Genomic DNA, 23,625 nt, shown 5'->3' with positions numbered 1-23,625 from the left:
GCAATATGGAGTAATCAGCTCCAGTTTTCGAAGCTGAAGCAGACCGCTCGCTCCTCGTTCGATAACGGCGCAGTGTTTTCCTATTCGAAACGCTGGCTGGTAGCGCATTCGTTCGGAAAGCTTTCCGTCTGAAGATTTCCAATTTGCGTCGGTGGAGAATAGCCATGCAAGCCGCACGTCCGATTTTCTTGCTTCTCGCCACCATGGTCATACTGTTTTCTCCATATCGGACAGTTATGGCCGCCGAGCAGGTCTGGCCACGCACCGTAGAGCATGAAGCGGGCGAAATCACACTGAAAGCCAAACCCGTTCGCATCGTATCGACCACGCCCAGTATAACCGGCATTCTGCTGGCCATGGGCGCTCCTCTGGTTGCGACGGCCGCCACGACCCCAAGCCCGCTGACAGATAACAAGGGCTTCTTCCTTCAATGGGCAGAAGTCGCCGATGAGCGCGGCGTTGAAGTGCTATATCCCAATCTCGAATTCGACATGGAAGCCATTATCGGGTTTGAACCAGATCTGCTGATCGCATCGGCGACCGGAGCGGATAGTGTCGTCCAACATTACAGTGAATTGAAAGCGCAAGGTATTCCAACGCTGGTCGTCAATTATTCCAACCAGAGCTGGCAGGAGATTGCTACTGAGCTCGGCACGGCGTTGGGGTTGGAAGATGGGACCGGCGCGACGATCGCTCGTTTCGACGCCAAGGTTGCAGAAGTGGCTGCAACGATTACGCCGCCCAGCGAACCGGTCACAATCGTCGGCTACAATATTGGCAACAGTTACTCGGTCGGCAGAATTTCGAGCCCGCAGTCACAGCTTCTGCAAGCATTGGGTTTCAAGGTCGATGGCTTGCCCGACACGGTAGCCAAGGATGTCACCCGCCGGTCCGATTTCGATTTCATTTCCCACGAGAACCTTTCGGCAGCGATCACAGGCAAGAGCATTTTTCTTTTGCGCGGCTCACAAAATGACGTCCAGGCATTGCTGGAAGATCCAGTATTGGCGAACCTTCCTGCGGTCCGCGATCATAACGTCTATCCTCTCGGACCATCTTCTTTCCGTATCGACTATTATTCCGGTCTCCAGATGATCGAGGCTGTCGCGTCCAATTTTCGCAAATGACGTCAAACGGGATGCAGTTTGTCATGCCATTGCAGAAGAGGCGTGTTCGGGGCCTTATTGTTGCCGCCGTCGTTTTGATCGCAATGGCGCTTTGCAGCCTTGCTCTGGGCTCCCGGTCAATCGCCCTTAGCGAGACCATCCATGCGCTATGGCAGCCTGATTTTTCGAACAACGAACATCTTGTCATTCGCGAACTGCGTATCCCGCGCACCATCGTTGCAATCATTGCAGGGATGGCTCTTGGAACCGCTGGCGCTATCATGCAGGCTGTGACGCGCAATCCGCTCGCCGAACCGGGACTGCTGGGGATCAATGCAGGTGCAGCCGTCGCTGTCATTCTGGGGATCGTGACCTTTAACCTGACGACAATGGCGCAATATGTCTGGTTCGGATTTGCGGGCGCTGGTCTTGCAGGAATTGCCGTCTTCATTCTCGGAGACGCCCACGGCAAAGCGAACAATCCCGTGCAACTGGTGCTGGCCGGAGCCGGATTGTCGGTTGTGCTTGCATCGGTCACGGGCATTGTTGTCATCAATGCACCGCTCGCTGTCCTTGATCAGTTTCGTCACTGGGCCGCAGGCTCAGTTGAGGGGCGCGGCCTTGATGTCGTCGCCATTCTGGCTCCGGCAGTCATCGCAGGGCTTGCAGTGGCGATGTCGATCGCCGGTAACCTGAATGCAATGGCGCTGGGCAGGGATTTTGGTGCTGCGCTGGGCGTCAACCTGCATGTAACCTGGCTTTTGGCCTGTCTTTCCGTAATGCTTCTGGCAGGTTCCGCCACTGCTGGAGCTGGCCCCATCGCGTTCGTCGGACTGGTTGCTCCTCATTTGGCCCGGACCATCACTGGCCCGGACTATCGTTGGATACTGCCATATTCCGCTTTGCTGGCGTCCATCCTGCTGCTAGGCGCTGACATTATCGGCAGGCTGATTGCAGCACCTTCGGAAGTTGCAGCCGGGATTGTCTCCATGTTGATCGGCGGGCCATTCTTCATCTTTGTCGTACGCAAATTCCGGCTGACGAAACTATGAGCAGTTCAATGAATATGTTGCGAATAGGTCCTGTTTCTGTTCGCTGGAAATCGCGCCCATTGATGATCTGCTGCCTCTTGCTTGCAGCCATCCTGCTGCTTGCGGTTTTCCATATCACAACAGGTACAATGTCATTCAGCTGTTCCCAGGTCGTCTCGAGTCTTCTTGGTGGAAGCGACAATGCGACCGCCGACCGCATAATCCAGCGCGTACGTTTGCCTCGCCTTGTCACGGCCTTGTTTGTGGGGGCTTCACTCGGCATGGCGGGCTCGATCTTCCAATCAATCTCGCGCAATGCCCTTGGATCACCCGATGTGATCGGCTTTACGACAGGCGCAGCAACTGGCGCAATTGCACAGATCATATTGTTCAATGCCGGTCCGCTTGAAACAGCGCTTTCAGCCGTTGCAAGTGGAATGGCGGCGGCAGTTCTTGTGTTTATGTTGGCTGTCAAAGGGCGACGAACCGGTGGCTATCGGCTCATCCTTGTCGGAATTGGCGTGGGGGCCATTCTTTCGGGCATCAATACTGTACTGCTGGTCGCGGGCGATCTGGACCAGGCCGCGTCGGCCCAACTCTGGCTATCGGGGTCACTCAATACAAGAAGCTGGGCACATGCTGTCCCGGCGATGGCCGGATTCGCGGTAACCATGCCGTTGGCACTTTACTACGCCAAATCTGTCAATCTGCTGGAAATGGGCGATGATGCAGCATGCCAGCTCGGCATCCAGCCGGAGCGTACGCGTCTGACAATGGTGTTGGTCGCGGTCACCCTGACATCTGTTGCTACCGCATCCGCCGGACCGATTGCCTTCGTCGCTCTGGCAGCGCCACAACTGGCCCGGCGTCTGACAGCGAGTTCGAATGTCCCACTGATATCGGGCGCGCTCATGGGAGCTACCCTTCTGGTCGGCGCTGACTTGTTAAGCCAGCATGTGCCATTCGGCATCAAAATGCCGATTGGTCTTACGACCGGACTATTGGGTGGACTTTATCTCCTCTGGATTCTTGCTTGCCACAAAAACGTGTTTAGTTCTAGTTGAGAAGCAACGTAAATCAGCCAACAGACAAATCACTACAGAAGCTGTGTTCTACGACAGCCGGCGTCTAAAACACTCATAAGTTTCATGATTCAGGTCCGGTCGCATCAAAATTAGTGCGCTTTTTGCGATCATGCCGCCCCACACCTGCGTTTCGTCGGCATTGATATGCTACGGCCGTCGATCCGATGGTTCAGCCCGAAAATGATAGCGTCTATTCTCGGCCGTCAGTTTCTGAAGGAGTTGTGGAATGCGCGGCGCGGATATTTTGGTCCAAATGTTGATTGGCTATGGCGTGGAGACAATCTTCGGGGTGCCGGGCGATACCAACGTGCCTTTTTATGAAGCGCTCCAGCAACGTGAAGGTGAAATCCGCCATGTTATGGCGCGGGATGAACGCTCTGCCGGTTATATGGCGGATGCCTATGGCCGTTTTTCCAATAAGCCCGGTGTTTTCGAGTGTCCGTCAGGTGCGGGTGCTATGTATTCGCTGCCACCTGTCGCTGAATCGAATGGATCATCGATACCTGTTATCCTTTTGACCATCGATATTCCTTTGCCGGGAGAAGGGCGTGGTGTTCTCACCGAGCTTGATTGCGCCAAACTGTTTGAGCCCGTGACCAAGCTGTCCGTTCAGGTGAAGTCAGCGGAGAAATTGCCGGAAATCATCCGTCGCGCGTTTCGCGTCGCTTGTTCCGGTAAACCGGGTGCGGTGCATCTCCAGATCCCCGAGGACATGCTTCTCGCTGAGGTCGATCCCGCGCGCATTTCACTGCACATTGAGGAAGAGTGCAAAACCTTCCCGGCTTTCCCGACACTGCCGCCAAAACAGAAGCTACATGAACTGCTCGAACTGATTGCAAAGGCGGAACGACCTTTGATCGTTGCCGGTGGCGGCGTCAATCGTGCCAGAGCGGGCGATCAGATTTCGAGGCTGGCCGAGAAATACAACATTCCAATGTGCACAACGATGACGGGGCAGGGCGCGATTGATGATGATCATCGTCTGGCCATCGGGGTGATCGGCGACAATGGTTATCATCCCCATGCCAATTGGGCTTTGGAACATTCTGATTTTACCCTTTTTGTCGGCTCACGCATCGGCTCTGTCGTGACGATTGGCTGGACCTTCCCCAAGATCACGCTTAATCGGCGCCTTGCACAGATCGATATTTCGCCTGAAATCATGGCCAACAACTATGAGAACTTGCTCTCCATTCAGGGCGATGCATTGCTGGTTCTTGAAGAATTACTGCAGATCGAGCTGACGATTGAACCGAAAAAGCACGATGGCTGGATCGAGGAATTGAATGCTCGCAGGCGCATATTCTGGGAACATGCTGAGGAAGCTTTGAATGACGAGCGTGTGCCTTTGCGTCCTGAACGGGTTGTGCGTTCCTTCAATGATGCATTGAGTCAATCGGGACAGCCAGCCCTGATTTACTCTGACGCAGGTACACCAACGCCCTATATGACACGTTTCTTGAAGATCAACGATCAGGAAACACGGTTTGCTATTCCGCGTGCTTTTGGTGGTCTTGGATCAGCACTTCCAGCCACAGTGGGTGCATGGCGTGCCGATCCGGACAAGCGTCCCATTGGATTGTTTGGCGATGGGTCTTTCGGCATGACGGTAGGCGAGCTTGAAACGCTTGTTCGTTTGCAGGTGCCGGCCATTCTGATCCTGTTCAACAACGCGACATTTGGCTGGATCAAAGGTTTGCACAGGTTGAAGGGGCACAATCAATGTTTTGGCGTCGATTTTCTTGCCCCCAAAGGTCAGGCAATCGCCGAAGCTTATGGCCTGAAAGCATGGACGGCAAAAACTGCCGATGAGGTTGATATAGCCTTGGCGGAAGCTTTCGCGTGGAAGGATGGTCCTTGCTTTGTCGATATTCATGTTGAATCGATCGCTGACCGTGTGCCGCCGGTCTATTCATGGCTTTTAAAGCGCGGTGAAGACCCGCTCAATCTGAAACCGGTTGAACGCTCCTACATCTAAGCCGTTTTTGAACACCGTAATTTACGGCGCCACAGGCAGAGAATGCTTGTGGCGTTTTGCTTCAGTGATAAACCAATCGCGGAACAGACGGACATTTTTCGAACCCTGACGCGCCTGCGCTGAGCAAAGAAAATAGCTCTCGCCAGATGTCTGCACGCGCTCAAGTGCCAGTTTGAGTTTTCCGGAACGCAATTCTTCCTGTACAAAAATTCTGGGCGCGATGGCGAGCCCCATACCTGCAACAGCACATTCGATAATAACGTCATGCGTTGGCAGACGCGGACCAAAGATACGCTTGTTGTAATGGATACCCGCGCCGCGCAGCCAATGCAGCCACAGGCTGGGTCTGTTTGAGTTCTGGATCAGTGGGAAATCGAGCAATTCGACATCTCCGGACAGTCCGTTTTTGGGCACAATGTCAGGCGATCCGATCACGACGAGCTCTTCATCGAAAAGCAAATGGCTACGCACATTGGCCCAATTGCCGATGCCGCGCAGTACGGCAAGATCGAGATCGGACTTCCCCCAGTCGAGATCGTGGGAGCAGGGAAACACCTCAAACCAGATTTGCGGATGAGATCTCGCAAAGGTGCTGATAATACCCGGCGCCCATTTCCGCATCAGTGTCGGCGGCAAGCCCACTTTGAGCAGGCTTTGCGTTTTATATCCACGGACTGCATCCATCGACACTTCTTCAAGCTTTGCCAGAATGCGCGAAACTTCCTCGTAATAGCTCTGCCCCTCTTCGGTCAGAACCAGCCGCGGTCCAGCGCGTTCAAACAGTTTAAGCCCAAGAAAAGATTCAAGATTTTGTATCTGGCGGCTGACGCCACTTTGCGTCATCCCAAGATTTTCCGATGCGCGCGTGAAGCTCAGATAGCGTACCGAAGCATCGAAAGCGTGCAGAGCCGAAAGGGATGGAAGAAAGCGGCGCATTGGATACCTCTGAATTTCATCATGAGTTTAAGTCATGCTTAATCCAATTTTCAATGCTTTTATTTGATGAGAAAGCGCCGCATTCTCATTAAAAATAAACATAAGGGAACACGATGGACTACGGTGATAGTATCGACCGAAATCTGGTCAGTATCCTGGAGGAAAACGCACGTCTCCCGGCGAGTGAACTGGCGCGTCGCGTGGGTCTTGCCCGATCAAGTGTTCAGGAGCGGATAGGCCGTCTGGAGCGTCGCGGCGTCATATTGGGATATCGGGCTATCGTTCGCCGGGCAAAGGACAACAACAGCATTTCCGCCTATTTGTTTATCACAGCCTCGCAACGCATTGTGCAGCGTCTATTTGCAACGTTGCATGCCTATCCGGAAATCCTGACCGCTGATGCTATTAGTGGCCCGGCCAACATATTGTGCCGGGTTCATGTCGGATTTCTCGAAGATCTGGAAGCACTCATCGAGGAGCTGGCACAAATCGAAGGAATCGAGAACGTCAGTTACTCGGTGGTACTTTCCAATAAGTTTAATAGAGAAAGCAGTCTGGCGCATTCAAGCGCCCAATAATATTCGACGGAATGCTCGATTCAAAAAGAGGGAAACAACAATGAATAGACGTAAGTTTATCCAGACAACGCTTTTGGGTAGCGCAGCGGTCATGCTTGCTCCCGGCTTTTCGTGGGCTGTCGAAGACGGCGCAACACTGAAATCCATCAAGGACCGGGGTGCCCTGCGTATCGGTGTGTTCAATGGTACACCGCCTTATTATCAGAAAAATCTCGCTACCGGCGAATGGGACGGCTTCTGCGTTTCCATGGGCAGGGACTTGGCGGAATATATTGGTGTTCCGCTCGAAATGGTCGAAACCACCTGGGGTAATTCCGTCATGGACCTTCAGGGCGGCAAAATCGACATCATGTTTGCCCTCAGCAACAATCCTGAGCGCGCGAAATCCGTCGATTTCACCGAAGCCATGATGGATAACGTCTTTACCGTCATCACCGGCAAGGACCGCGAGGTCAAAAATTGGGAAGAATTGAACAAGCCGGAAATCCGCGTCACGGTTGATCTCGGTTCCACACAGGATCTTTTCGCCCGCAAAACCTTGCCCAATTGTACGCTTGTTGCACTCAAGGGAGCGGATGAAACAGTTATCGCACTACAGTCTGGCCGGGCAGATGTGATTGTGCAGGTTGCTCTGATGTCCGTGGTGACGGCGCACAAGCTTGGCAACAAATTTAAGGTTTTTGTTCCAGAGCCGCTGGATAGCCAGCCAACGACGATTGGTGTGCGCAAAGACGAAAAGGGCGAATTCCGCGACTACGTTGATGTTTGGCTTAAAAAGCGCCGCGAGGAAGGCAAGGTCAATGAATGGATTGTCAGCAGCCTGTCGCTTGTTGGCGTGCAGCCATCTGACCTGCCGCCAACTTTGAAGTTCTGACGCGTCAACCATCATGCAGCATCAGAAAGGATCACTCGGTGTCATCATGCTTGACACCGGCTTTCCGCGTCCGCCTGGAGATGTCGGCAATCCGGCATCATGGAAGATGCCGGTAAGGTTCAAGAAGGTCAGCGGAGCATCGCCGGATAAGATTATTCGTCAGGGTGGCGCCGGGTTGATCGAAGACTTCGTCATTGCTGGTGAAGCCTTGATCGCTGAAGGCTGCAGCGCGTTGGTGACATCTTGTGGTTTCATGGCACGCCACCAAAGCGCGCTGAGTGCAAAGCTTTCGGTGCCAATTGCCACTTCCAGCCTGCTTCAGTTGCCGATGGTCAGCACATTGGTTGGCTCGCGGCGCAAAGTGGGAGTAATCACCTATGACGAAGCGAGCCTTGATGATGCGATCTTCGCCGCCTGTGGCGCTGACATCAGAACCCCACGAATTGGCATGTCAGACGGTGGTGCGTTTCGTGAACTGATTGAAGGCGGCGGAACTTATGACCACGCTGCGCTTGAAGCGGAAATCATACATGCGGCGCGAGAGTTGAAGTCGCGCGAACCTGACCTTGGTGCTGTTGTTCTTGAATGCACGAACATGCCGCCATTTGCTCAAGCCGTTGCAAAAACATGCGGCTTGCCTGTGTTCGATGTTCTGTCACTTGGACATTGGCTGTTCAGCTCAACGTGTTCCCGCGCCTTTACCGGGATGTCAGAAAGAGTGAATTAATGGACTATCAATGGGACTTTTCCGGCCTTTGGCAGTATCGGGGTTTATTCCTTCAAGGTCTGGCCTACACCGTTGGTTTCACGATTATAACCGTACTCTCGGGCATATTCGTTGGAACGGTTTTTGCTCTGGGCAGGCTTTCAGGCAACAAGATTATCACCGTCCCCATCATGACGGTCGTTGAGATATTTCGTTGTACGCCGGTGCTGGTGCAGCTGGTCTGGTGCTACTACGCACTCCCGATGCTGATCGGATTTGAAATTTCGCCGGCCATGGCGGCTTTCATTACGCTTACCTTCTATGGCGCGGCCTTTTATGCAGAAATCATCCGTGGCGGCATCGTTTCCATTGATGCGGGGCAGTGGGATGCAGGGCGTGCAATCGGCATGCGCCGCGGCCAGCTCATGGGCAAGATCATTCTGCCACAGGCACTGCGCCGCATGGTGCCGCCGCTGGTCAACCAGTCCGTGCTTCAGCTCAAAAACACATCGCTTTTATCGGTTCTTGCTGTGCCTGACCTTCTTTATCAGGGCCAGCTCGTCACCTCGGCAACCTATCGCCCGCTTGAAACCTACACCCTGATTGCAGTGCTTTATCTCGCCGTTCTCTTCCCTCTGACACGGCTCGCTCATGGACTGGAAGGCAGGCTGAAATGATGAACCGTATCGAGCGAACCGTCATTGTGGAGATAAGCCATGAGCGCTGAACCGATGATCGAAGTACGCGGGCTGAAAAAGTCATTCGGCGAAATCGAGGTGCTGCGCAATATCAGCCTCACTGTTGAGCGCGGGCAGGTGGTAGCACTGATCGGGCCAAGCGGTTCCGGAAAATCGACATTGCTGCGCAGTCTCAATCTGCTTTCATTGCCTGATGCCGGTTACATCGCAATTGGTGAGCAGAAAATAGACTTCTCGTCCGGGAACGTGTCACTCAAGGACAAATATCTCGCGGCGTTCCGTGCCAATACCGGCATGGTGTTCCAGAACTTCAATCTGTTTCCGCATATGAGCGTTCTCGATAACGTTATGATCGGGCCGGTCACTGTTCTCAAACAGGACAAAAAGGCTGCCCGCGAACTGGCTATGGAACTGCTGGAGAAGGTTGGCCTTGCCGCCCGTGCAGATGCCAGACCAGAACAGCTCTCAGGCGGTCAGAAACAGCGTGTTGCGATTGCAAGGGCGCTCGCAATGCGCCCCGATGTGATGCTGTTTGACGAGGCAACATCGGCTCTCGATCCGGCACTGGTCGGTGAAGTTCTGGCGGTCATCCGGCAACTGGCCGAGCAGGGCATGACGATGATCCTTGTGACCCATGAAATGGCGTTCGCTCGTGATGTCGCCGACAAGGTCATCTTCATGCAGGACGGTTACGTCGTTGAAACCGGCGACGCTCGTCAAGTGATCAATGAGCCGCGCGAAGCTGCAACCCGAGAGTTCTTAAGCCATTTCCATGGCGGTCTCGCATAAATGCGCGCGCAGAACGGATAAATGTCATGACAGGCAATGTTATTGTCGTTGGGGCTGGCATTATCGGCTCCACCACCGCCTTGCGGCTCGCTGAAGCCGGTCTGAAAGTAACGCTGTGCGACGGCTCAGAACCGGGTGGTGAGCAAAGTGCAAGCTATGGCAACGGTGGCTGGATCAGTCCCGCCTCGATCATCCCCATGAGTATGCCGGGCCTGTGGCGACAGGTCCCCGGATTTCTGCTTGATCGCAACGGGCCACTGACCCTTGACTGGAAATCGGTGCCTAGGCTGACACCATGGCTTCTGCGTTTCCTGCTTGCTGGCGCCACAAACTCGCGGGTGACAAAAACTGCGGCTAAGCTCAACTGGTTGCTTCATGATGGACCGAAACGCCACCTTGAGCTGGCCAGCAAGACCGGGCAGGAACATCTCATCGTGCAGAAAGGCCTGCTTTACGCCTATCCTGATCGTGCAGCCTTTGAAGCTGAAGCGCTTAGCTGGCAGCTGCGCCGTGATAACGGCATTCTGTTCGACGAATGGCAGGAAGCAGAATTGCGCGAACGTATCCCTGCTCTTGGGAGTAACTATCGTTTTGCCATTCATGTGACGGAAGGCGCGCATTGTCTTGATACAGGAGGTTATGTTGCGGGTATCGCGGCGCAGGCTGAAAAAGCCGGTGTTCGCTTCATCCGAAGAAATGTCGTGAGAGTCCTCACCGGCGTTTCGCCGCGTGTTGTGCTCGATAATGATGAGAGTATTGCCGCCGATCACATCGTGCTGGCAGCGGGTATTCATTCTGGACGTATCATGCACGATCTCGGCATGCATGTGCCCATGCAAAGCGAGCGCGGCTATCATGTAACCTTGCCGATGGCCGAGCTTCCCTTTGATATCCCGATCATGCCGAGCACTGGGCGGATGGGTAATACGCCGACCAATATGGGTTTGCGTCTATCCGGTCAGGTAGAGCTGGCAACGGTGGAAAAAGCTCCGGACTGGCGACGCTCGGAGGTGCTGCTCAAGCACGCATTGGCGAGCTATCCCGACCTGGCAAAGCAGGATCTGCAGAATCTCAAACTCTGGATGGGGCACCGGCCATCGCCTGCAGATGGCGTTCCGGTGATAGGCAAACTCACGCACCATCAGGGGATCGTTGCCGCCTTCGGTCACGGTCATATCGGGATCGCTGCAGCCCCCAAAACCGCCGAGATCGTTCTCGACGCGATCAACAACGTACCCCCGTCAGACAGTGTTCGCGCCTTCTCGCCAGCGCGCTTCGGCTGTTAATTATCCCGAACTCGAAGGACTGAAACTATGATGCTAAAAGGTGGCTACACCAATTATGGCCAGCAGATCGGCGTTCTGATGCTGGACACGATTTTTCCTCGTCCTGCTGGCGATATCGGCAATGCGCTGTCCTATGATTTTCCCGTTCGCTACAAGACGGTGAAAGGTGCTCATGCCACACGCATTATGGGCAATAATCCTGATCCCAAGCTGATTGAGCCCTTTATCGAAGCCGCGCGCGAACTGGAAGCGGAAGGCGTGCGCGCCATCACCACGAGCTGTGGCTTTCTTGGGCCGTTTCAAAAGGATATCGCAGCAGCGGTCAACATTCCGGTCTTCACTTCATCCTTGATGCAGGCGCCGATCATCCATGCAATGCTGGCTCCTGGCAAAGTCATCGGCGTCTTTACCGAGCGCGCGCATCATATGAATGATGCACATTTCAAAGGCGTTGGCTGGTCGTCCGATGTAATCCCCGTGCAGGTGCAGGGGATGAAGCAGAATGCTGAATTTCCGCAGACCTATATTGAAGGCCGCGATTATCTTGACACGGAAGTGCTGAAGGAAGAGATGTTGGAAATGACGCGGGAGTTCATGGCAAGCTGTGAAAATCCGGGCGCTATTCTGTTTGAATGCACCAATATGTGCCCGTTTTCGTCCTATGTGGCTGCTGAATCCGGTTTGCCGGTGTTCGATATCAACACGCTGATCAATACGTTCTATCTCGCAGCCAATCCGCGTCGCTATCTCTAAGTTCAACCCGACAATCAATAAAGTCAGCGATTCAGACGTAGTGCTTGATGCCATGATAATTGCCCTTAACATGGCATATAACATTAGCTCAGACTGAAAAGCCCCGGTTTTGTAGACACCTGCGATTAGTGTTTCTGCTTTTCGAATTCGACGTTTGACCGCATCCCGTTCGTGACGTGGTTGCGTTGTAATCGAAAGCGTCCGATCCCTGATAGAAAGCGGTGTAGGTAAGATGTCAGTTGGCTTCCGTGAAGCTATCGCGCATTGCACGCAGGATGATGATTGCGGAAGCCGCACCGGGATCGACATGCCCAAGCGAGCGCTCGCCCAGCCGGGCAGCTCGACCCCGCGTAGCGACCATTGAGCGGGTTGAATCCGTACCTTTTTCGGCGACTTCGAGAATTTTGCTCCACATTTCCTGGCTGGCCAGACTGTGTGTTCGCGCGTCGATGGCTACCTCCATCGCGGGTATCCATGCATCCAACATGGTTTTATCGCCGCGTTGGCCCTTTCCGCGTTCCTGAATGCCACGTGTCACCGCCTCTACGATGATGGCTTGTCCCTCAGTATCGAGGGCTTCATGTGATTTAAGCGCTTTTGATGCATGACGGAATGCTGTCGCATAAAGTGGTCCGGTTGATGCACCCACGGCATCGAGAAAAGCGGATGCTGCAGTAGTGAAAATATCGGAGGGCAGTGCTTTCTCGAGATCCATTTTTGCGAGCGCACTATTCACCGCTGAAAAGCCGAGAGCCATCGTGATACCGTGATCCGCGTCGCCGATAGCTCCGTCGAGATCGGAAAGTCGCTCTTTCTCCGCCTGCATGGAAAAGGCGATGAGCTGAAACATTCGGCTAAGACGACGCGCTGCAGCTTCCTGCATTTTTACCTCCCAGATGATCTGGAATTCATGATCCGCCGGCGGCGGCATTAGTCAGTTGATCCGAAGAAAAGCCGTATCGCAAGGGTGTGATAGGAGGCCGGACAATTCCTGATCGAGATGCATGATGGATATGGATGCTCCATTCATGTCCAACGATGTACAGTAATGGCCGATCCAGTTGGCTTCGATTGTTATTTGTTTAGCACTTAAGCGTTGTTCGACACGTCTGAACAGGATGTACAGTTCCATGAGTGGCGTTGAACCGAACGAATTTACGAGCACTGCCACCCTGTCTCCGGGTGACGCATTCATCTCACTGAAAATCCGATCCATGATGTGATCAACAATAGCGTCGGCTGGCATCATTTTTTCGCGGATAACGCCCCGTTCGCCATGAATACCCATGCCGATTTCCATTTCCTCGGCACCGATTTCAAAATTGTGGCGTCGCGTCTGAGGCAAAGAGCAGGGCTCCAACGCGACACCCATCGTATAGGTACGCCGATTGGCCTTGCGTGTTACCGCCTCGCACGCCTCAAGCGACATGCCCCGATCACAGGCTGCACCTGCCACCTTGAAAATGAAGAAGTTACCCGCGACACCGCGACGGCCATCGCGATCCTCTATGGGGGAAGAGGATATGTCGTCTGTCGTCAGAACGGTGCGCGTCGGAATAGCAACTTCTTGCGCCATTTCGGCAGCCATCTCGAAGTTCATGACGTCTCCGACATAATTACCGTACACGAAGAGTACGCCTTCTCCGCCGGAGGCCGCCTTGGCACATTCAAGGATTGGGGCCGGCGGAGGGGAAGAAAAGACATTGCCGATAGCTACAGCATCGGCAAGACCTTTGCCGACATAACCCAGAAAGCAGGGTTCATGTCCCGACCCACCGCCAATCACCAGGCCAACTTTTCCCTGGCGCGGACCCTGACGTGCGACGAGTGCACGTTTCGATTCCTTGATCGGAGCAAGATAGGATCGGTGCGCTTTGATAACACCGTCAAGCATCTCCTCGACGACATCGTCTGGGCTGTTCAGAAATTTCTTGATATGCGTACGATAATGGCTGGACACATTGACTGTTGGTTCTGCACGCAGCTTCTGGGAAAGCTTGCTGTCGATTTCTGTCACGCCGTCCGCATTGAGAATGCCGCGCCCTGTCGCAGCATCAGTAATCAGAATATTGACATAGCCGCCTCGCAACGCTGCAAGAATTGCCGGTACCTTGTCGAAGCCACCCGCAACGGCGATACGCGTGTCGATGTTTTGCAGCATGTCGAGCGTGATACCGATGGTCCTGTCGTCAAGTGGTCCGGACACGGGCTGCCCATAAGAATCGATGAAGCGTCCAGCCACGACGCCGACGGCATTCTTGGTGAGATAATCCTGTATAGAGACGCTCTCAAAAAAGCCGCTGGTGTGAATTGTCGAATTTGGTCGTAGCGAAGAAATGCCGAACAGTGCCTTGTTCGCATGATTGAGCGCCTGAAATTGCTCCGCAATAATCGGTTCTCCGATAATCGCCGCTTTTACATCGGGACTGGATACGATGGCAGGCGCGGTGATGTTGACGAGGTGTGCATTTGTCGCCCGGGCCATGGCGGCCGCGCATAGTTCGGGGGTGTAAGCAAAACTGGCGCGCGTTCCGCCTGTCGCCTGTACGACGGTTACGTCCTGCAGGTTGGATATGCGAGTATTTTCGGCGATCGCGAGAACTGTTCGTCCCCAGGCTACAGCAAGTGTGTCTCCCGATTTCAGAAGCTTGGCGATGGCCTGCGCTGCGGCTGTCCCGAGCCGGTCAATAAGAGTCTGTGCACCGTCGTCATTGGGCACCACCAGACAGTCATTCAAACCGAAATGACGCTTGAGTTCCTGCGCGATTGCAAGAGAACTGAGGCGTGCGGGTTCGATCGAGATATTGACGATGCCACGGCTACGTGCATCTGCCAAATAGCTGTTCACCGTGGCTCGCGAAATTCCCATGATTTCGGCGATTTCGCCTTGCGTGCGTCCATCTTCATAGTAAAGCCAGCAAGCCCAGACGTAAGGATCGTCGCCATATCGCAGTGGAATGCCATCAGTCGGGACCAGCTGTCCGATTTTGCTTGCGGTTGTTTTTCCGTTTGACGCCATCTTGTTTGCACTAATTCCCGTGGTTTTTCCTTCTATCTGCCGGCTTGCCCTGCAATACAATGTTTTTGTTTGTTTCCTACCGGATTCAGTCTGTCGGAGAACGGATCGGCCCGGTTTCGCGACAGTGCGCCAAATCTATTTGAATGCAGATGCTCGTATTACTGCAATCGTTCCCGCGCACCATTGGAAAGCTCTTTAAGGATGATCGCACATGAGGTCGCTCCGGCATCCAGTACGCCCAGTGATCGCTCGCCAAGACGGCTGGCGCGACCGATTTTCGCCACCAGATCAATTGTGGAGTCGCGGCCTTTCTCAGCGGCAGCAACCAGAGCTTCGAGTGCCTCGGCAAAGGTTTTTCCGGTAGCAGTGGCTTCATCGAAGGCTTCGACCGCTGGCACAAGCGTATCCAGCAAGGTTTTGTCACCAACCTTGGCAGAACCGATGGACTGAATGCCCTCCAGTCCGGCATGAAGCATACGGCTGAAAGCAGCGGCATCGATATTGTCGATCCCATCGATTTTTTCTGCAAATTCGGTGAACATAACACCATAAAGTGGCCCCATCGAACCGCCGATCTCGGTCATGAGCACCGTGCCGAGCGTATCGAGGGAAGCAGCCAGCGCTTCATTCTTTCCCTTCAGGCGTTCAGCAGCCATGTTGAAGCCCTTGGCCATGTTGACGCCGTGATCCCCGTCGCCGATTTTCCCATCAATTTCACTGAGATAGGCGCGATTTTCGACAATCCGGTCGGCCATTGCGAGTACAATGTCTCCGGCTGTTGCGTTATTAAGTGTTTGCACAGGTCTCTTCCTTACAGAATGATGGTGCACTGCACTTCGACATCGAGCAATTCCTTCAGCTCGCTGTCCAGCGCCATGACTGTCAGCGTTGCTCCTACCATTTCAAGTGACGTGAAGTAGTTGCCGATATAGGTGCGATGGATTTTCAGGCCGCGTTTGGTAATTTCCGACTCAATCGTATCATTCAGAATATAAAGTTCGTTGAGCGGTGTTGCACCGAGACCTGAAATGAGAACGGCGACTTCGGTACCTTCTGCCAGTGCATGATCGTCAAGCACGATCTGGCACATGTCTTTTGCTACCTCGGCAGCAGACTTAAGCGGCTCAACCCGCACGCCCGGTTCGCCATGATGACCAATACCGACTTCCATTGTACCCGGCGCAATCTCGAAATTCGGATGTCCGACTGCGGGCAATGTGCATGGGCCGAGACCAACACCGATTGAGCGGCAGTTGTCGATGGCCTTCTGAGCTGTTGCGCGAACCTCTTCGAGCGTGGCTCCGGTTGCCGCTTTTGCACCGCCAACCTTCCACATGAATATCTCGCCAGCGACGCCGCGACGTTTTTCACGTTCATCGACCGGGGCTGAGCAGACATCGTCGTTAGCGACAACAGTGGCAACTTCTATACCGTCTTTGGCGGCAAGTTTCGTGGCCATCTTCACGTTCATGTTGTCACCGGCATAATTACCGTAAAGTACGACAACACCTTTGCCGCCATTAGCTTCGCGGATTGCGTCATGGAAGCTCTTGGCAGTGGGGGAGGAAAACAGTTCACCGACCGCTACAGCGTCCAGCATGTTCTTGCCGGTATAACCGATGAATGCCGGTTCGTGACCGGAACCGCCGCCGGTGACGACACCGACTTTGCCAGCGATAGGGGCGTTTCTGGCGACAATGACACGCGGGTTTTCTGCAAGTCGAACGATGTCGGAATGAGCTTTGACAAAGCCCTTTACAGTATCCTCAACGACTTCGTCCGGATTGTTGATGAAGCGCTGCATGGTATCTCCTATAAGGTGAATGAGCGCCGGGCTCAAAGAATGGTATAGCCGCCATCGACAAGAAGATCGGCGCCCGTAATCATGTCTGCTCCAGCTGAGGCAAAGAAGACTGCAGCGGCGGCGATTTCTTCCGGATATGCGAAGCGCCCAATCGGAATGCGTTTCTTTGCGGCCTCACCCTTTTCGCCAGCCCATGCTTTCTTGCCAAGTTCAGTGAGGACGATGGTCGGGGAAAGCGTGTTGACGCAGATGCCATATTTGCCCCATTCGGCGGCAAATGTCTTCGACATGCCAATGACGCCGAACTTAGACGCGCAATAGGCGACATGCTCTTCAATGGCCACGGTTCCGGCCTGGGAAGCCAGATTGATAATCTTGCCACCCTTGCCTGCCGCAATCATGGTGCGACCGACGGCCTGAGTGACAAGAAAGCTTCCCTTGAGATTGATGTTGATCGTCTTGTCCCAATAGTCGAGCGATATATCTTCCGCCGGGGCCAGATAGACCACGCCTGCGCTGTTGACCGCAATATCGATAACACCGAGTTGTTCGATAACGCTGGCGATCGCATCGTTGACCGATTGCTGGTTGGAAACATCGCAAACGAAGGGCTTTGCGTTTTCGCCAAGCTCCTCGGCTTTGGCTTTCGCTATGTCAGCACTAATGTCCAGCACAGCAACTTTAGCTCCTTTGGCAATGAAAGCTTTGGAAATTGCAGCACCAATGCCGGAAGCGCCTCCGGTCACGATGGCAACTTTTCCGGTGAGCGGAAAGTTCAGGTCAATTTGGGGAGCTTGATCGGACATTTTTGCCTCGGAGTTCTGGATTGTGAGCCTGATGGCCCGGCGCGTTCATGACACTTTTCATGAGAGGGTGTGCCGGGCCGCCCAGACAATTTTACTTGCGGCTTTCCAGGAGCTTGTCGACGTTCTCAGCCGTCACCGGCGTCCATGGAATATTGTAGTTCTTGTCCTTGCCGTCGTTGAAAGGCATATCGGGATATTGGGCCCAGATATCGGACTGAGGTTTGTAGTCGCCCTTCTTGGCGTGGAAGATCGCGAGGTCGAGGGCGCCTTGCGCCTGAGCGTTCGCGTCCTGCAGGATGGAGGTCATCGTGCCTTCCTTGACAGCACGCAGTGCATCGGTAATGCCATCGATACCGGCAATGGAAAAATCGCCCACTTTGAGATTGGCGGCTTTGATCGCTTCGATTGCACCCAGTGCCATTTCATCGTTTTGACCGATCACGCCGTTGATCTGGCCGGGATGAGCCGTCAGCCAGTTCTCCATAAGTGTCTGGGCCTCAGCGCGAGACCAGTTTGCGGTTTGGTCTTCGAGAACTTTCACGTCCGGGCATTCGGCAAGAGCCTTCTTGTTACCTTCCAGACGGGAAATCTGTGCGGACTGCCCGATCGGGCCTTCCAGAATGACGACATTGCCTTTGCAGCCGATCTTGTCGAGAACGTTCTTGGCTTCCATATAGCCCGAAACCGTATCGTCAGAGCCGACATAGGCGGCAAGCAGCTCGGAGTTGACGCGGGTGTTCGAGCCAACAACCGGAATGCCTGCATCACTGGCTGCCTGAACGGCCGTAGCACCCGCTTCGATGTCAATAGGAACGAAGATGATCGCATCGAATTTCTGCGTGATCATCGTGTTGAATTGTTCCTGTTGCACGAGAGCGTCGTAACGTCCGTCGAAGATGGTCAGGTCGACTTCTCCGCTCTCCACGGCAGGGTGTTTTTTCAGCGCTTCAGACCAGACCTGCATGAATTCTGCATTGAGCCCGTATGGTGCTGCGCCGATCTTGAGTTTCTTGTCCTGCGCCAGAGATGGTGTCACCATCAGTGCAGATGCTGCGGCAAGCGCAATGAGAAGTTTCTTCATTTCATTCTCCTCCTTTGATAATTGGCCCCGTTCGGGCGGCACGTTTGTTGTTACAAGTCAGGGTAGATCACGCATTTTGGTTGCGCTTCTGGTCAAGCATGACTGCGCCGACGATCAAGGCGCCTTTCAGAACCTGCTGGTAGTAGGACTGGATGCCCATCAGATCGAGGCCATTGTTCATGACACCAATGATGAGTGCGCCGATGAGCGTTCCGGTGATGCGGCCGACGCCGCCGGACAAGCTGGTGCCGCCAATGACGACCGCCGCGATGGCGTCGAGTTCATAGCTGATACCGGCCTGCGGGAGGGCGGAGCCGGTGCGAGCTGACAGGATCATGCCTGCAAGACCTGCAAGGCCGCCGGAGATGACGTAGACCGAAAAACGCACCCGGGAAATATTGATGCCCGATGTATTGGCAGCATGGGGATTGCCGCCGACAGCATAGATATAGCGCCCGAACCGTGAACGGTTGAGGATCCACCACGATGCCAGAAAGACGACGGCGAGCAAAATAACCGGAACCGGAATACCCAGTATGTTTCCGGTTCCGATCCAGCGGAAATCCGGGATGAGAGCAGGCACCGGCTTGCCACCGCCATAGATGAGCGTCAGGCCGCGCGCAGCGGAAAGCATGCCCAATGTCGCGACAAAGGCTGGAACCGCGAAGCGCGAGACAATCGTGCCGACGAGCGCGCCGCAGCCAACGCCCACCAAGAGACCAACGGGAATGGCTATAAATGGCGAATAGGGAGCGCCTGCAACACCCGCAGTCGCCGACGTGGTTGCAAAGCTGGCGCTGACAATACCGGCCAATGCCACCACCGAGCCAACGGAGAGGTCAATGCCACGCGTCAGAATGACGAAGGTCATGCCAATGGCGAGAATGCCGTTGATCGAGGTCTGTAGCAGGACGTTGGAGATATTGCCTGCTGTCAGGAAATACTGGTTGGAGAATGAGAGGATCGTAACCAGGAGCAGAAAGGCGATGAATATGCCATATTCCTGGATGACCAGTCTGCGACGTTCGGAGCCAAACCAGCTCGTCGATGAATTGTTTTCTGTGGTGGACACTGTTCTACCTCTCTAGAACGAAACACGGTGCTTTTGGGGCGGCTTTCATGTCGAAAGATGCACCAGCGACTGCGCGTCCGTTTCCTCCCTGCGAAAAATGCCTGCCGACTGTCCGCTGCGCATGACCATGATGCGATCGGACATGCCAAGAACTTCATCAATCTCGGAAGAGACCATGATGACGGTCCCGCCTTCAGCGGCAAATTCACAGATGATGCGATAAATTTCCTGTTTCGCGCCGACATCGACGCCGCGTGTGGGTTCATCAAGCAGCAGAACGCGTGGTTTTCTCAGGAACCATTTTCCCAGAACGACCTTCTGCTGATTGCCTCCCGAAAGGCCGGAAACGGGCATCGTATCGCGCGCGACCTTGATCCTGAACCGTTCGATCATGTCTCTGCTGGCGGATGTTTCCTCACGCTGGTTCATTGCAAAATGCGGGCTCATCTCGGGAAGACTGGCAAGGCAGATATTGTTGCGAACGCTGTCATCAAGGTTAAGGCCGGTCAGCTTGCGATCTTCTGTCACAAAGGCCAGTCCCAAAGCCATGGCATCGGAGGGGCGCCGGATGGTGACGGGTTTACTCTCAAGTCTGATTACACCCTGGGAGGCTTCATCCAGCCCGAAAAGACAGTTGAATATTTCTGATCGGCCAGACCCCATCAATCCGTAAATGCCGAAAATCTCGCCCTTATGTGCTGTAAAGGAGATGTCGGTTATCTTGCCGGGCGCGCTAAGGCCGGAGACCTCAATGCCTGGTATTTCAGTTGGTGTATTGGTCTTGATATATTCGTCGCCCAGCTCCCGTCCGACGATCATCCGGATCAATTCGGCACGGGTAATGCCATCGAGATTGCCGCTATCTATATAGCTGCCGTCGCGAAACACAGTATAGGTATCGGCGATCTGGAAAATTTCCGACAGGCGATGCGAGACATAGACGATACCTTTTCCGCTCGCTTTCAGGCGCTCTATCGCGGCAAAGAGATGTTGCGCTTCTTTTTCGCCGATGGCCGAAGTCGGCTCGTCCATAAAAATGACTTCCGCATCGTGGCTGAGCGCCTTGGCGATCTCGACGAGTTGAACCTGGGCAACAGACAGGTTCATCATGAACTGGTTGGCACGGATCTTGAATTCGAGCTGATCTAGAAGTTTCTGAGCATTTCGGTTCATCGTCTTGAAGTCGATTCCGCCGAAGCGACGGAGCGGCTCGCGACCGAGATAGATATTCTCAGCGACAGTCATATGCGGAACCGGACTTAATTCCTGCTCGATAATGGCGATTCCGGCCTGAAGCGCTTCAGCGGGACTGGAATAAACAACGTCTTTTCCACGTCGCCGGATGTGACCGTCGTCGCGGGTATAAATCCCCATCAATATCTTCAGGAAAGTGGATTTGCCTGCACCGTTTCCGCCGCACAGTGCGTGAACTGAACCAGCTCGCAACTTCAGCCGTCCATCCCGTAAGGCGGCAACGCCACCAAAGGACTTCTTGAGTCCTTCTACTTCCAGCAGAAATTCCAATGCAGTTCCTCCGTTGGCAACAGTTAGCGCCGTCGCCATTTTGACAATATTCGATAAATGATCGACAAATGTCAACCCATGCGGTATGAAAGTAAAAAAAAGGGGAGAAACGCTGGCCTTTGATAACCGGGCTAAGGACTGGGAGGCATGAATGATCGTTTCTATTCAATTTGTTAGCGCAGTTCTGCGCGCTTGTTAGGCTTCGACAGAGCGTGTTGCTATGTGCTCGGCTGTTTCAGCCTGCAGCTCCATTTTTAGAGGATCTCGTTGAATGGGGGAAATATATTGACAAGAGACAAAAGTGACTGACAAATGTCAAAAGTGAGTTTGATCTTCAAGTCATAAGACTGTCTGGAGGCGGCAGGGTTTGATGATCAAAGAGGTGCTTCGATAGCGGGAGGATGGACGTGTCATCGAATAGCCTGGATCGACAGACGCTATTTCTGGCGTTGATCAATGTTGCTGTTCTGGCAGCGGGCGGCTTTCTGGCCGGCTCCAATTTCATGGACAGTTATAATCTGCAGTCGATGGCTTCACAGGTCCCGGAGTTGGGACTTCTTGCGCTGGGGGTTATGCTGGCGATGATTTCCGGCAATGGCGGGATCGATCTGTCCGGCATAGCGCTAGCAAATCTCGCTGGCATTATCGCGTTCTTACTGACACGCCACTACATTCCGGCTGCTGATGCGCCTTTGCTGTTTTCATGGGTATTCGCTGGTCTAGCGCTCGTTGTCGGGCTGGTTGGCGGCATTATCAATGGGGTTGTAATAGCCTATGCACGCCTGACTCCGTTGATCGCTACGCTTGGAACACAGCTTCTTTTTACCGGCATAGCCGTCTATCTCACTAACGGTTCAGCCGTCAGCATGGGTTACATCGAGCCGCTGGATAATTTCGGCAACATGCCCATTCTCGGCATTCCCATGTGTTTCGCGCTATTTCTGGTTATCGCTGCGGCGCTTTCATTTCTGCTGAAATATACGCCTTTCGGCGTGAAACTCATGCTGCTCGGAAGCAACGCCAAGGCAGCGCGCTACGGTGGCATCAATGAGAAACGCATGCTCCTCATCACCTATACGCTGTGCGGCCTGCTCGCGTCCGTTGCGGGAATTATCATCGCGGCACGCAACTCGTCCGTAAAGTGGGATTACGGTGGGTCTTATGTGCTGATTGCTATCCTCATCGCCGTTCTTGGCGGCGTCAAGCCGGAAGGTGGATATGGCAAGGTCATCTGTGTGTTGCTGGCTGCAACCGCGCTGCAGATTCTCTCAAGCCTGTTTAACTTCATGAACATTTCGAATTTCTTCCGCGACCTCGCTTGGGGTGTTCTGCTTCTCGCGTTGCTCGCATCGGCACGCGTGCACTTGGGTTACTGGTTACGACCAAAACGACAATAGAAACAAAGCCGGCAACTTCGAGATGAAGGATGCTGGCAAACACCTAAAGAAACAATCTGCTTATATTCATGGAGGAGTCATATGAGCATGTTTTCCAAACTAATAGCTGGCACAATGCTTGCCAGTACAGTCGTGGCAGGGGCGGCATTTGCCCAAGACAAGCCCACCATCGTGACAGTGGTCAAGGTTACCGGCGAAAACTGGTTTACCCGTATGAACGAAGGGGTTGATGCTTTTGGCAAAGATAATCCCAACGTGAGCACCAGCCAGGTCGGACCCGCAAAAGCGGATGCCGCCCAGCAGACCCGTATTATCGAAGATCTCGTCGCCAAGAACGTCTCAGCGATTGCGATCGTGCCTATGGACCCATCAGCGCTTGAAGGTGTACTGCGCCGCGCTTCGCAGCGTGGTATCAAGGTCATCACCCATGAAGGCGATAGTCTGGTCAATACGGACGTCGATATCGAAGCCTTCGACAACAAGGCTTTCGGCGCACGCATCAACGAAAAGCTTGCTGAATGCATGGGTAAGTCCGGTAAGTGGACTTCTTTCGTTGGATCACTGGGCAGCCTGACTCACAATCAGTGGGTTGATGCTGGTGCAGAAAACGCCAAGCAATATCCGGACATGGAGCTGGTGGCGGAAAAGAACGAGTCGTTCAACGATGCCAACCGCGCCTATGAAAAAGCCAAGGAGATTCTCCGCAAATATCCGGATATCAAGGGCTTTCAGGGATCCTCTGCCATCGATGTGATCGGGATTGGCCGCGCTGTCGAGGAGGCCGGTCTTCAAGACAAGACATGTGTGTACGGTCTCGGTCTGCCAAAAGATACCGGCCCATATCTGGAAAGCGGCGCCGTCGACCAGATCTTCTTCTGGGATCCGAAAGACGCTGGCTATGTCATGAACAAGGTCTCCGATCTCGTTCTGAAGGGCGAGGAGATCAAGGATGGTATCGACCTTGGTGTACCGGGTTACGAGAAAATGACTGTTATCAAGGGACCGGGCAAGGGCATCATCATCCAGGGGCAGGCCTGGGTCGATGCGGACAAATCCAACTACAAGGACTTCCCGTTCTGATCGAATAATAACGCACCAAAGC

Annotated in this window: 22 protein-coding genes; 13 read left to right on the top strand and 9 right to left on the bottom strand. The window is 53.9% G+C overall.

Annotated features, from left to right (window positions below):
- The first annotated feature begins 164 nt into the window (after positions 1 to 164).
- From fepB to OANT_RS21050, 4 genes are all read left to right on the top strand, one after another.
- On the top strand, positions 165 to 1,127 hold the full coding sequence (fepB, locus tag OANT_RS21065) for a Fe2+-enterobactin ABC transporter substrate-binding protein (protein ID WP_012093414.1): 963 nt from the start codon (positions 165 to 167) through the stop codon (positions 1,125 to 1,127).
- Positions 1,128 to 1,150: 23 nt separating this feature from the next.
- On the top strand, positions 1,151 to 2,158 hold the full coding sequence (locus OANT_RS21060) for a FecCD family ABC transporter permease (protein WP_012093413.1): 1,008 nt from the start codon (positions 1,151 to 1,153) through the stop codon (positions 2,156 to 2,158).
- Positions 2,159 to 2,166: 8 nt separating this feature from the next.
- Positions 2,167 to 3,201: a FecCD family ABC transporter permease gene (locus OANT_RS21055; protein WP_235823038.1), complete on the top strand. Its 1,035-nt coding sequence runs from the start codon at positions 2,167 to 2,169 to the stop codon at positions 3,199 to 3,201.
- 247 nt (positions 3,202 to 3,448) lie between these two features.
- A complete protein-coding gene (locus OANT_RS21050) occupies positions 3,449 to 5,200 on the top strand; it encodes a thiamine pyrophosphate-binding protein (protein WP_012093411.1) in 1,752 nt (583 codons plus the stop codon).
- A 21-nt stretch (positions 5,201 to 5,221) separates the two neighbouring features.
- Here OANT_RS21050 and OANT_RS21045 read toward each other — a convergent pair whose 3' ends face one another.
- Positions 5,222 to 6,136, bottom strand: coding sequence for a LysR substrate-binding domain-containing protein (locus tag OANT_RS21045; protein WP_012093410.1), 915 nt, complete (start codon positions 6,134 to 6,136; stop codon positions 5,222 to 5,224).
- Between the two features lie 113 nt (positions 6,137 to 6,249).
- Between OANT_RS21045 and OANT_RS21040 the strand changes: the two genes are divergently transcribed.
- From OANT_RS21040 to OANT_RS21010, 7 genes are read left to right on the top strand one after another with little or no spacing between them, the layout of a single operon-like run.
- Positions 6,250 to 6,714, top strand: coding sequence for an Lrp/AsnC family transcriptional regulator (locus OANT_RS21040; protein ID WP_012093409.1), 465 nt, complete (start codon positions 6,250 to 6,252; stop codon positions 6,712 to 6,714).
- Positions 6,715 to 6,754: 40 nt separating this feature from the next.
- Positions 6,755 to 7,588 carry a transporter substrate-binding domain-containing protein gene (locus OANT_RS21035; RefSeq protein WP_012093408.1) on the top strand — a complete coding sequence of 278 codons (834 nt, stop codon included), beginning with the start codon at positions 6,755 to 6,757 and terminating at the stop codon, positions 7,586 to 7,588.
- A 13-nt stretch (positions 7,589 to 7,601) separates the two neighbouring features.
- Positions 7,602 to 8,315 carry an aspartate/glutamate racemase family protein gene (locus tag OANT_RS21030; RefSeq protein ID WP_012093407.1) on the top strand — a complete coding sequence of 238 codons (714 nt, stop codon included), beginning with the start codon at positions 7,602 to 7,604 and terminating at the stop codon, positions 8,313 to 8,315.
- Positions 8,315 to 8,971 (top strand): amino acid ABC transporter permease, encoded by a 657-nt coding sequence (locus tag OANT_RS21025; protein WP_012093406.1) that lies wholly within the window; start codon positions 8,315 to 8,317, stop codon positions 8,969 to 8,971. The genes OANT_RS21030 and OANT_RS21025 overlap by 1 nt, the downstream gene beginning before the upstream one ends.
- A 39-nt stretch (positions 8,972 to 9,010) precedes the next feature.
- Positions 9,011 to 9,781, top strand: coding sequence for an amino acid ABC transporter ATP-binding protein (locus OANT_RS21020; protein ID WP_012093405.1), 771 nt, complete (start codon positions 9,011 to 9,013; stop codon positions 9,779 to 9,781).
- A 26-nt stretch (positions 9,782 to 9,807) separates the two neighbouring features.
- Positions 9,808 to 11,067 carry an NAD(P)/FAD-dependent oxidoreductase gene (locus OANT_RS21015; protein WP_012093404.1) on the top strand — a complete coding sequence of 420 codons (1,260 nt, stop codon included), beginning with the start codon at positions 9,808 to 9,810 and terminating at the stop codon, positions 11,065 to 11,067.
- A 27-nt stretch (positions 11,068 to 11,094) separates the two neighbouring features.
- Complete coding sequence (locus tag OANT_RS21010; protein WP_012093403.1) at positions 11,095 to 11,820, top strand: aspartate/glutamate racemase family protein; 726 nt, start codon at positions 11,095 to 11,097, stop codon at positions 11,818 to 11,820.
- 235 nt (positions 11,821 to 12,055) lie between these two features.
- On the opposite strand, the gene dhaL (OANT_RS21005) is transcribed toward OANT_RS21010, so the two are convergent.
- From dhaL (OANT_RS21005) to OANT_RS20965, 8 genes are all read right to left on the bottom strand, one after another.
- Positions 12,056 to 12,703, bottom strand: a complete 648-nt coding sequence (gene dhaL, locus OANT_RS21005) for a dihydroxyacetone kinase subunit DhaL (RefSeq protein WP_012093402.1) — start codon at positions 12,701 to 12,703, stop codon at positions 12,056 to 12,058.
- A gap of 51 nt (positions 12,704 to 12,754) precedes the next feature.
- Positions 12,755 to 14,839 carry a bifunctional sugar-binding transcriptional regulator/dihydroxyacetone kinase subunit DhaK gene (locus OANT_RS25870; protein ID WP_012093401.1) on the bottom strand — a complete coding sequence of 695 codons (2,085 nt, stop codon included), beginning with the start codon at positions 14,837 to 14,839 and terminating at the stop codon, positions 12,755 to 12,757.
- A 158-nt stretch (positions 14,840 to 14,997) separates the two neighbouring features.
- Positions 14,998 to 15,639, bottom strand: a complete 642-nt coding sequence (dhaL, locus tag OANT_RS20990) for a dihydroxyacetone kinase subunit DhaL (RefSeq protein WP_012093400.1) — start codon at positions 15,637 to 15,639, stop codon at positions 14,998 to 15,000.
- 11 nt (positions 15,640 to 15,650) lie between these two features.
- Positions 15,651 to 16,643, bottom strand: coding sequence for a dihydroxyacetone kinase subunit DhaK (locus tag OANT_RS20985; RefSeq protein WP_012093399.1), 993 nt, complete (start codon positions 16,641 to 16,643; stop codon positions 15,651 to 15,653).
- Positions 16,644 to 16,675: 32 nt separating this feature from the next.
- Positions 16,676 to 17,449: an SDR family oxidoreductase gene (locus tag OANT_RS20980; protein WP_012093398.1), complete on the bottom strand. Its 774-nt coding sequence runs from the start codon at positions 17,447 to 17,449 to the stop codon at positions 16,676 to 16,678.
- 91 nt (positions 17,450 to 17,540) lie between these two features.
- Positions 17,541 to 18,530: a substrate-binding domain-containing protein gene (locus OANT_RS20975; RefSeq protein ID WP_012093397.1), complete on the bottom strand. Its 990-nt coding sequence runs from the start codon at positions 18,528 to 18,530 to the stop codon at positions 17,541 to 17,543.
- A 67-nt stretch (positions 18,531 to 18,597) separates the two neighbouring features.
- Positions 18,598 to 19,602 (bottom strand): ABC transporter permease, encoded by a 1,005-nt coding sequence (locus OANT_RS20970; RefSeq protein WP_010659246.1) that lies wholly within the window; start codon positions 19,600 to 19,602, stop codon positions 18,598 to 18,600.
- A 45-nt stretch (positions 19,603 to 19,647) separates the two neighbouring features.
- A complete protein-coding gene (locus OANT_RS20965) occupies positions 19,648 to 21,126 on the bottom strand; it encodes a sugar ABC transporter ATP-binding protein (RefSeq protein WP_040128604.1) in 1,479 nt (492 codons plus the stop codon).
- Positions 21,127 to 21,533: 407 nt separating this feature from the next.
- Between OANT_RS20965 and OANT_RS20960 the strand changes: the two genes are divergently transcribed.
- On the top strand, positions 21,534 to 22,523 hold the full coding sequence (locus OANT_RS20960) for an ABC transporter permease (RefSeq protein WP_010659244.1): 990 nt from the start codon (positions 21,534 to 21,536) through the stop codon (positions 22,521 to 22,523).
- Positions 22,524 to 22,604: 81 nt separating this feature from the next.
- A complete protein-coding gene (locus OANT_RS20955) occupies positions 22,605 to 23,603 on the top strand; it encodes an autoinducer 2 ABC transporter substrate-binding protein (RefSeq protein ID WP_012093395.1) in 999 nt (332 codons plus the stop codon).
- Positions 23,604 to 23,625: the final 22 nt, after the last annotated feature.

This window comes from Brucella anthropi ATCC 49188, from assembly GCF_000017405.1.
Lineage (GTDB): Bacteria > Pseudomonadota > Alphaproteobacteria > Rhizobiales > Rhizobiaceae > Brucella > Brucella anthropi.
This window is presented reverse-complemented; position numbering and strand designations above follow the sequence as displayed.